Origin of the sequence: Streptomyces sp. PU-14G (assembly GCF_041028275.1) — a bacterium.
GTDB lineage: Bacteria > Actinomycetota > Actinomycetes > Streptomycetales > Streptomycetaceae > Streptomyces.
In genome coordinates this window covers 1-9,574 of record NZ_JASKYT010000300.1, presented here as the reverse complement: position 1 = coordinate 9,574, position 9,574 = coordinate 1, and the positions used below count along the sequence as shown (strand labels likewise).

General features: G+C 72.1%; 9 protein-coding genes. 4 read left to right on the top strand and 5 right to left on the bottom strand.

Translation table 11 applies throughout. The annotated features are described in order from the left end of the window. Positions 1–170 precede the first annotated feature (170 nt). Positions 171–1,397, bottom strand: a complete 1,227-nt coding sequence (locus AB8Z75_RS26645; protein WP_369206277.1) for a M20 family metallopeptidase — start codon at positions 1,395–1,397, stop codon at positions 171–173. Between the two features lie 177 nt (positions 1,398–1,574). Here AB8Z75_RS26645 and AB8Z75_RS26640 point away from each other — a divergent pair, with 177 nt between their 5' ends. Next, positions 1,575–2,909, top strand: coding sequence for a Rid family hydrolase (locus tag AB8Z75_RS26640; protein ID WP_369206275.1), 1,335 nt, complete (start codon positions 1,575–1,577; stop codon positions 2,907–2,909). A gap of 166 nt (positions 2,910–3,075) precedes the next feature. Here the strand turns inward: AB8Z75_RS26640 and AB8Z75_RS26635 are convergent, their stop codons facing one another. Then, positions 3,076–3,615, bottom strand: a complete 540-nt coding sequence (locus tag AB8Z75_RS26635; protein WP_369206273.1) for a MarR family winged helix-turn-helix transcriptional regulator — start codon at positions 3,613–3,615, stop codon at positions 3,076–3,078. Between the two features lie 148 nt (positions 3,616–3,763). Here AB8Z75_RS26635 and AB8Z75_RS26630 point away from each other — a divergent pair, with 148 nt between their 5' ends. Beyond that, the gene (locus tag AB8Z75_RS26630) at positions 3,764–4,963 is read left to right on the top strand and encodes an FAD-dependent monooxygenase (RefSeq protein ID WP_369206271.1); all 1,200 of its coding nucleotides are present in this window, start codon (positions 3,764–3,766) and stop codon (positions 4,961–4,963) included. Positions 4,964–5,133: 170 nt separating this feature from the next. On the opposite strand, the gene AB8Z75_RS26625 is transcribed toward AB8Z75_RS26630, so the two are convergent. The 3 genes from AB8Z75_RS26625 to AB8Z75_RS26615 form a co-directional block, all read right to left on the bottom strand. Then, positions 5,134–5,355: a helix-turn-helix domain-containing protein gene (locus tag AB8Z75_RS26625; protein ID WP_369206269.1), complete on the bottom strand. Its 222-nt coding sequence runs from the start codon at positions 5,353–5,355 to the stop codon at positions 5,134–5,136. Then, positions 5,355–5,486: a hypothetical protein gene (locus tag AB8Z75_RS26620; protein WP_369206267.1), complete on the bottom strand. Its 132-nt coding sequence runs from the start codon at positions 5,484–5,486 to the stop codon at positions 5,355–5,357. The genes AB8Z75_RS26625 and AB8Z75_RS26620 overlap by 1 nt, the downstream gene beginning before the upstream one ends. 90 nt (positions 5,487–5,576) lie before the next feature. Beyond that, positions 5,577–6,848 carry an ROK family protein gene (locus AB8Z75_RS26615; RefSeq protein ID WP_369206265.1) on the bottom strand — a complete coding sequence of 424 codons (1,272 nt, stop codon included), beginning with the start codon at positions 6,846–6,848 and terminating at the stop codon, positions 5,577–5,579. 234 nt (positions 6,849–7,082) lie between these two features. Between AB8Z75_RS26615 and AB8Z75_RS26610 the strand changes: the two genes are divergently transcribed. Both AB8Z75_RS26610 and AB8Z75_RS26605 read left to right on the top strand, forming a co-directional pair. Then, the gene (locus tag AB8Z75_RS26610; RefSeq protein WP_369206263.1) at positions 7,083–8,399 is read left to right on the top strand and encodes a sugar ABC transporter substrate-binding protein; all 1,317 of its coding nucleotides are present in this window, start codon (positions 7,083–7,085) and stop codon (positions 8,397–8,399) included. 7 nt (positions 8,400–8,406) lie between these two features. Further along, positions 8,407–9,543, top strand: coding sequence for a carbohydrate ABC transporter permease (locus tag AB8Z75_RS26605; protein ID WP_369206261.1), 1,137 nt, complete (start codon positions 8,407–8,409; stop codon positions 9,541–9,543). Positions 9,544–9,574 lie beyond the last annotated feature (31 nt).

Genomic DNA, 9,574 nt, shown 5'->3' with positions numbered 1-9,574 from the left:
GGGCACGGGTGGTCCTTCCGGGTGGCGGGACGCCGGAGTGGGGAGGTCGAGGAGGTGGTGCCGCTCGGAACAGCGGTCGCGGTGGCGGCTGGAGGGGACAGGCGTCCCGCACACCGACGTAGGCGCTGACCAGGACGGGTCACGCGTCGCGCGCGGCGGTGCGCAGGGTCTCAGGCGTGGTCGTCACCCGCGGCGGCGGGGCCGTCGGCGAGCAGCGTGGTCAGTACCTCGGTGGCGGCGGCGAGTTGGGCCAGATCGATGAATTCGCCGGGCGTGTGGGCCTCCGTCATGGAACCGGGACCGAAGACGACGGAGGGGATGCCGGCCCGGCAGATCTTGCTGGCGTCGGTGCCGTGTCCGACGCCGACTCCGGTCGGATCCAGACCGTGCACGGCCAGGGCGCGGCCGACCCGCGCGGCGAAGTCGGCCCCCGCGCCGCTGTCCTGGGCGGGCAGCGCGTAGTCGACGACATGGGGCGGTGCCACCTCGACCAGCCGGGGGAAGCGGCTCTCCAGCTCGTCCTTGAGCTCACGCCACACCTGCTCTGGCTCCTCGCCGCCGACGGTGCGGCGGTCGATGGTGAGGTCGCAGCGCTCGGGCAGCACGTTGGGACCCGAGCCGCCGGATATCTGGGTGACGACGAGGGTGGGCGCGCCGACCAGCGGTTCCTGCCGGGCGGCCAGGCGCGGGGCGACCTCGTCGCGCAGGTAGCCGACCACCTCGGCGATCGTCTCGACCGGGTTGACCCGCCCCCGCGGCAGTGAGCTGTGGCCGCCCGGCCCGGTGGCGGAGATGCGGCAGCGCATCACGCCCTTGTGCGCCACGACGAGAGAGAGGCTGGTGGGCTCGCCGACGAGGGCGCCGACGGGGCGCGGGCCGATCCGTGAACGGCCCTCGGGCTGGGCGCCTCCTTTCGCCTCCCGGCCGAGCAGATGGGTCACCCCCTGGTAGCGGTGCTCCTCGTCGATGGCGCCGACCAGTACGACCGTGCGCTCAGGCGGGCGTCCCGAAGCGGCGATCCGGGCGAGTGCCGACAAGAAGGCGGCCAGCGGCCCCTTGGCGTCGCAGGCGCCGCGCCCGTACAGGCGGCCGTCGCGGACCTGGGCGGTGAAGGGGGCGACGGTCATGCCCTCGGTCTCGACCGTGTCGAGATGGGTCTCCAGCAGCACGCACTCGTCCGTGCGGCGTCCCGGCAGGGTGGCGACCACGTTGCAGCGGCCGTCGGCGACCTCGTCCAGCCGTGCGGTCATGCCCAGGCGGCGGCAGTAGTCGGCGACGAACTCGGCCAGCGGTGTCTCGGCCGGCAGCGCGCTCTCGCGCGGGTTGACGCTGGGGACGGCGATCAGCTCGGCGAGCAGCGCCTCTCCTGTGTTGCATTGCAAAACGCTGTGTTGCATTTGGCGGACACTAGAAGGCAGGATCGGCATGGTCAAGAGCCCGTTGCACAGGGGGCAATGGAGCGGGCGCACCGGGCGGGAGGGCCTCGTCGCGAGGGCGGGCGACACCGCCCACCGCCCCGAAAGAGCGTCTCGGCCACGCGGAAGGAGACGCCACGCGGAAGGAGACAGGGCAGGGTGTCGGACACGGACGGGAACGAGGCCGCGAGCGCCGCGACGCGCAACCGCTCCTCGTCCCTGCGACGCGCGCTGACCGTTCTCGACTACGTCGCCGACCACCCCGATCCTGCGGGCGCTTCACTGACGGACATCGCCCAAGGTCTGGGGCTGCACAAGAGCACCCTGCTGCGGCTGCTGACACCACTGACCGACAACGGGCTCGTACTGCGCGATGCGGAGCGCGCCCGCTACCGGCTCGGCTCCCACGCCGCCTACCTGGGAGGCGTCTACCTGGAACGGCTCGACCTGCGCGAAGTCGCCCGGCCCACACTGGCGCGCCTGGCCGAACACACCGGACACACGGCGCGGTTGACCATCCGCGAGGCCGACGAGACCGTGCTGGTCGACGCCGTGGAGGGCAGCGGGCCCATGCCCCTGCGCCCACGGCTGGGCGCCCGCCACCCCCTGCACACCGGCGCGGCGGGATGGGCGCTGCTGGCCCGGCTGGGCGACAGCGAGGTCGCCCGGGCGCGGCAGCAGGCGAAGGCAGCCGCGCAGAACGACTCCGCCGGTGAGGAGGCGGTCAAACGCCTGCACGCGGCCGTCACGTCGGCCAGGCGGAACGGCTTCGCCGTCGAGGAAGACGGCAGTGCCGGTCCTGTCGTCCTCAGCGTGGACGCGGTCGTCCTCGATCACGAGGGGGCACCGATCGCCGCTGTCGGTGTGTCAGGCCCGGTGGCGGACGGCGCCTCGGGGGCGCCCGCGTCCGCACTTGGCACATCGGTACGCGCGGCGGCGCGCGAAGTGTCCTACGCGCTCGGGGACAGGGCCGGCACGACAGCCGGCACCGGCGGCCCCTGTGCCGCAGCGCGGGAGCCGGGGTCCCCCGGCGCGGGCGACGCCCATAGGACCGGCCGTCCCGGCCCGCCCGCGCGGGCGCCGCACCGTACGCAGAAGGGGGACACGCCCATGGGCAGACGCCAGGTCATCAGCACGCAGGCGGCACCGCAGCCGGTCGGAGCGTACTCGCAGGCGATCGTCGCGGGCGGCTTCCTGCACACCGCCGGTCTCGGGCCCCACGATCCTGTCACCGGCCGCGTCGAAGGCACCTCCATCACCGAGCAGACCGACCAGACGATGCGCAACCTCGCCTCGATACTGGGCGCCCACGGGCTGGACTTCTCCGACGTGGTGCGCGCGACCGTCCACCTGCAACACCTCGACCGGGACTTCGACGACTTCAACACGGCGTACGAACATCACCTCACGCCGCCCTACCCGGTGCGCACCACGGTCGGCGCCGACCTGGCCAACGTCCTGCTGGAGATCGACATGACAGCCGTGCTGCGCTGACCAGGCATTCCGGGAAGACTCAGCGTGGCGGGGGCGCCACGCCACCTGTGGCCTGAGCGTCCCTGGAAGTCCTTGCCGGCGTCCGTCCGTGCGCCCCGGTGGGGCCCGGCAGCCGGCGCGCCCGGGTGGGCGGGGCGCCCGCGTTCGGCCGTCGTCCCGGCGCGCGTCACTCCTCGGGAGCCGGGTGGTCGTCGAGGGCGGCGAGGTGGGCGGTGAGGTCGTCGGTGAAGCGGCCCAGGAGACGGCCGAGATCCTGACGGTCCTGGTCACTCCAGCCGGTGAGGGCGTCGGCGAACCAGCCGACGAGCGTGCGCATGTAGCGCTCGGCCGCCGCCGCACCCTCGGCAGTCGCCTCGACGAGGCGCGCCCTGCGGTCCTCCGGGTCGGCGACGCGCACGATCAGCCCGCGCCGCTGCAGTTCGTTCACCTGCCGGGTGACGTGCGGTCCCACGACCTGCATCCGTGCGGCGATCTCACCGACGCGCAGCGGCTGGTCGGACATGTGCAGCATGAGGAGCACCGACATCGCCGGCCGGTCCACGTGGACCGCGGAGGCCTCCATGGCGCGTTCGGTCAGGCGGCCGCGGTTGAGAACGTTGCCGAGCTGGGTCAACCGGGGGAGTACCGCCAGCACCTCCTGCTCGCGCAGCTCCTGGTCGCGTGCGGGGCCCCGGGCGCTGGTCTCCTCCGGCTGCTGGGGACTCATCTCGTCTCCTTATTGAATACCTACGTTAGGTATGTAATCGTTGGGCCTGAGGCGAGGACATCCGCAGGACGTCGCGCCCCGAAGGAATATACCTAACTGACGTATCCGGCTGTCGGCTCGTCCGGGCCCGGCCGGGAAGGGAGCACCCATGGGCACGGCACCCGGGCGCACGATCCTCATCTCCGGCGCCAGCATCGCAGGACCCTCGCTCGCCTACTGGCTCCACCGTTACGGCTTCGCCGTCACGGTGGTGGAGAAGGCCGACGCGATACGCGTCGGCGGATACCCCATCGACATCCGCGGCACCGCTTTGGACGTGGTCAGCCGCATGGGGTTGCTCCCGCGCCTGCGCGCCGCGCATGTCGACAGCCGCAACATCACCTTCGTCGGCGCCGACGGGGACCGCGTCGGATCGGTCAGGCCCGAGGCCATCACCGGCGGTGTCGAAGGCCGCGACCTCGAAGTCCGCCGCGGGGACCTCGCCGAGGCCCTCTACGACGCCGTCCGCGGGGACGTCGAGTTCCTCTTCGGCGACTGGATCACCGCCCTCCACGACCACGACGGCGGGGTGGACGTGACCTTCGACAGCGGCGCACAGCGGACCTTCGACCTCGTCATCGGCGCCGACGGGCTCCACTCCCACACCAGGGGACTGGCCTTCGGCCCCGAGGAGCAGTACCACCGCTATCTCGGCCACTGCTTCACCGGCTTCACCCTGCCCAACCACTTCGGGCTCTCCCACGAGGCCCTGATGTGGAACGTCCCGGGCAGGGCCGCGGCCCTCTACGCGGTCGGCGACGACGATCACGTGCACGCGTTCCTCAACTTCGCCCGCACCGAACCGCCCTTCGACGCCTTCCGCGACCCCGAGGCCCAGCGTGACCTGGTGGCCGACGTCTTCTCCCAGGACGCGTGGGAGATCCCGCGCCTGGTCGCCGCCATGCGCCGCGCCGACGACCTGTTCTTCGACGTCATCAGCCAGATCCGCATGCCCCGCTGGTCCAGGGGGCGGGTCGCCCTCGCCGGCGACGCCGCCCACGCTCCGTCGTTCCTCTCGGGCCAGGGATCGAGCATCGCGCTGGTCGGCGCCTACGTCCTCGCCGGTGAACTGGCCTCCCACGCCGACCACTCGACCGCCTTCACGGCGTACGAGGAGCGCACACGCGTCTTCGTCGAGTTGAACCAGGCGCTCGCGACCACCGGAGGCACCCATGTCCTTCCCCGCTCGGCCGAGGAACTGGCACGGCGCAACCACGCCCTGCGCAACCCCGACCACCTCCCCGGCGACCAGGACTGGGCCGCCATCACGGCGCTCACCCTCCCCGACTACGCCGACATCCGCCGGTGACCCGAGGGCGCCGGGCCAGCGCCCGCGGTCCGGACCCGGGAGGAAGCGGCTGACGGCGTCGGGATGCCCCCGCGAGTGATCCCGGCAGTTTCCCAGTGGCCGGGCGGCAGGTGGGACAGGTGGTCGTCTTCCCCCGGGTCGCCGACGCCCCCGCCGAACCGCCCCAGGCCTCAGCCGCGGTCCGCCTCGTCGGGCACCCAGCGCAGGATGTCGCCGGGCTGACAGCCGAGTGTGCGGCAGATCGCGTCCAGCGTCGTGAACCGTACCGCCTTCGCGCGGCCGTTCTTCAGTACGGCGATGTTCGCCGGTGTGATACCGACGGCGTCGGCGAACTCGCCGACCGACAGCCTGCGCTTGGCGAGCCGGAGGTCGAGGTCGACGATGATCGCCATCAGACGACCTCGGCGATCTCGGTCCGTAGGACGGTCGCCTTCCGCAGCAGGCCCCGCATGAGGACGACGAGCATCGCGAACGACGCGCCCGCGGCCACGCTCGCGGCGGCCAGCGCGCTGACGACCTCCATGGTGCAGCCCCCTGCCCGTCGAGGGGCAACTTCCGCCGCGGGGGGCGGTAGGTGCCTTCTCCCGCCCCACCGAGCGCCCCACCGAGCGCCTCACCGGGCCCGGGTGCTCGCGGCCCGGGACGGGAGTGGGGGAGCGGTTCGCGGCGCGCGGCCACCCGCGTCGAGGAAGCGGGTCAGCGGAAGGGTGGCGGCGCCGACGGTGACCGCGTCCGGGCCGAGGCGGCCCAGCTCGACCGTGGTGCGGGCCGCGGGATGGCGCAGCGCGCGCTCCTCGGTGGCCGCGCGCACAGCGGGCAGTACGCGGGCGCCCAGCAGCAGCCCCGCCCAGCCGGCGAGGACGATACGTTCGGGGCTGAAGAGGTTGACCAGGTCGGCGATACCCGCGCCGAGGTAGCGAGCCGTCTCGGCGAGGACCGTCTCGGCGCTCGGATCGGCAGAGCCGACGAGATCGGCCAGACCGCTCTCCTCGTCGCCCCGTGGTGTGCCGCCCGCAGCGCGCCAGCGCTCCAGCACGGCCGAGGCGCCGACATACGCCTCCAGGCAGCCGCGGGCACCGCACCGGCAGCGGCGCCCGTCCAGGCGCACGGTGGTGTGGCCCCACTCGGCGGCGCCGCGGGACGCGGTGCCGTAGGCGCTGCCGTCGGTGATGACGCACGCGCCGACTCCGGAGCCGACCAGCGCCACCACGGCGTCCCGCACGCCCTGCCCGGCGCCGAACCACATCTCGGCCTGGCCGAGGGTCGTGGCGCCGTTCGAGACGAACAGCGGCGTTTGCTCCGGAAGCCCGGCCTCCTCGCGCAGCCGCGCCTCCAGCGGCACCGCGTCCCAGCCGACCGTCTGCCCGTGCACGACGGCGCCGCCGCGCGCCGGGTCCTGCTCGACGATGCCGGGCACGCCGACGCCGATCCCCAGCGGCGCGGCGGCCCCCGGGACCCCGGCACGCGCGGCCTCCGCGCGTACGGCGGCGAGCCCGTCCGCGATCAGCCGCAGCACGTGCGCCATCGCGTGTCCGCCCTCGCGCAGCGGGTATTCGGCGCGGGCCCTCTCGTTCAGCGCCAGATCAAAGAGTTCAACGCGCACCCGGGTCTCGCCGACGTCCACTCCGATGAGCGTCCCGGCTGCCGGGGCGACCCGCAGCAGGGTACGCGGCCGGCCACCGTCGGAGTCGACGGAACCGGCCTCCTCCAGCAGGTCCTCGGCGAGGAGTTCGGAGGTGACGTTCGAGACGGAGGCGGAGCTGAGGCCGGTGGCCGGGCCCAACTCCTGGCGGCTGAGCGGCCCGTCGAAGTAGAGGCGGCGCAGCAGGGTGGCGCGGTTGGTGCGGCGCAGGTCGCGCACCGTCCGCCGTTTCTCGCCGGTCATCTGGCTCCCTCCTCGCGGTGGCCGCGCCACGGCTCGCCGCGACCGGTCCCGTGACCCTCTGCGGGGCCGGCCGCGCGGTCCGCGGGGCGACTTGCCCGTGCGCGATGTCTTGACGCGTCATTCTTTCACTACTTAACTCACGCCCCAAGTTAAGTGCGAGTCGCCTTCAGGGGGTTAACGCCCCCGGCCTTGACGCTCGACGCTTCCCGACGCCTCCCGGAGGTGCACAGGCTCATGCGCAGATTCCGTACGGCGGCAGCCGCCGCGCTCACCACCGCACTGACAGCCGCGCTCGCCTCCGGTTGCGGAGGAGGCACGACCACCGACGGCGCGGGCAGCAACGACAAGCCCAAGGAGCTGACCTACTGGGCGACCAACCAGGCGTCCAGCCTGGAGAAGGACAAGAAGATACTGAAACCGGAGCTGGCGAAGTTCGAAAAACAGACCGGGATCAAGGTGAAGCTGGAGGTCATCCCCTGGTCCAGCCTGCTCGACCGCATCCTCGCCGCCGCCTCGTCCGGGCAGGGCCCCGACGTCCTCAACATCGGCAACACCTGGTCCTCGTCACTCCAGAAGAGCGACGCACTGCTGCCGTTCGACGACAAGAACATGGCGAAGGTCGGCGGCAAGAACCGGTTCAGCCCCTCCGCGCTCGCCGCGACCGGCGCCGAGGGCAAGCCGCCGGCTGCCGTGCCGCTCTACTCGCTGACCTACGCGCTCTACTACAACAAGGAGATGTTCCGGCAGGCCGGCATCGACGGGCCGCCCAAGACCTGGAAAGAGCTGGTCGCCGCCGGCAAGAAACTGACCGGTGACGGGCACTACGGCCTCGCGCTGGAAGCCGGCGACCCGGTCGAGAACGCCCACCACGCCTTCGTCTTCGGCAAACAGCACGGAGCCGACTTCTTCGACGACTCGGGCAGGGCGACCTTCGACAAGCCCGGCAACGTCAAGGCCGTCAAACAGTACGTGGACTTCCTCGCCGAGGACCGGATCTCCGCCAAGGGCAACGCCGAGTACGCGGCCCGCCAGTCGGTGCGCGACTTCGCCAAGGGCAAGGCCGGGATGCTGCTGTGGCAGGCCGCCCGCTCCCAACTGCTGGGCAACGGCATGAAGCCGGACGACTACGGCATCGCCCCCGTCCCCGTGCAGTCCGTCTCCGACACCGGAGAGCGGGCCACCACGTCCATGGTCGCGGGCATCAACCTGGCCGTCTTCAAGAACACCGACAACATCGACGGTGCACTGAAGTTCGTGAAGTTCATGACCTCCGACGCCGAACAGCACAAGCTCAACACCACCTACGGCTCCCTGTCCCCGGTGCTGGCCGCGCAGAAGGCGGCACCCCGCGACAAGGACGAGAAGGTGCTGCGCTCCGTGCTCGCCGACAGCGCCGCACCGCTGCCGCAGGTGCCCGACGAGTCGAAGTTCGAGACGCTGGTCGGCACCGCCATGAAGGAGCTGTTCGCTCAGGCGGCGGCGGGCCACGAGGTCACCACCGAGTCGGTGCACGAGCGGCTCGCCGAGGCCCAGCAGCAGATGCGGAAGTGACGCCGCCGTGACCCGCGGAAAACGCCCCACCACCTCGGCGCGGGTGCCGGACGCCGCGGCCTCGCCCGCCCCTCCTCCCGCGCCGGACCGCGCGGCGAAGGACGCGCCGCAGGACACCTCGGCGCGTCCGGACCACGCGCCCGCGCCGCCTCCCGGGGACGCGCCGCCCCCGGGACGCGCCGCGTCCCCGCTGCGCGACCGGGTACGCCATGCCGGGCTGCCCTACCTGCTGCTCGTACCGGCGCTGGTGCTCGAACTACTCGTGCACATCGTGCCGATGGTCACCGGCATCACGATGGCCTTCCGCGACCTGACGCAGGAGTACATCCGCAACTGGGGCGCGGCGCCCTGGGCCGGGCTGGACAACTTCCGCATCGCCGTGGACGTCAACGCCCCTGTGGGAGAGGCACTGCTGAGCTCCTTCGCCCTCACCTGCGCCTTCACCGTGCTCGCCGTCGGCCTCGCCTGGCTGCTGGGCGCCACCGCCGCGATCCTGATGCAGGACGCCTTCCGGGGCCGCGGGCTGCTGCGCGCGCTGTTCCTCACGCCGTACGCGCTGCCCGTCTACGCAGCCGTGATCACCTGGTCGTTCCTGCTCCAGCGGGACAACGGGCTGGTCAACCACTTGCTGCACGACCAACTCGGGTTCGCCGACTCACCGCCCTTCTGGCTCGTGGGCGACAACAGCTTCATCTCCCTGGTCGTCGTCTCGGTCTGGCGCACCTGGCCGTTCGCCTTCCTGATGCTGACGGCCGCCTTGCAGAACATCTCCCGGGACGTCTACGAAGCGTCCGCCATCGACGGCGCCGGGATGTGGCGGCAGATCCGGCACATCACGCTGCCGGCCCTGCGGCCGGTCAACCAGGTGCTGGTACTGGTGCTGTTCCTGTGGACGTTCAACGACTTCAACGTCCCCTTCGTGCTGTTCGGCAAGTCGGCTCCCGAGTCGGCCGACCTGATCTCCCTGCACATTTACCAGTCGTCCTTCGCCACCTGGGACTTCGGTGCCGGATCGGCGATGTCCGTCCTGCTGCTGCTGTTCCTGCTGCTGGTCACTGCGGCGTATCTGCTGCTGACCAGGGAGCGTGCGCCGCGCGCCACCCGAAGCGGCGGCACCAGGCCGAGGAAGAGGACCCATGTCTGAGGGCGTCCCGACCCCCGCGTCCGTCGCCACC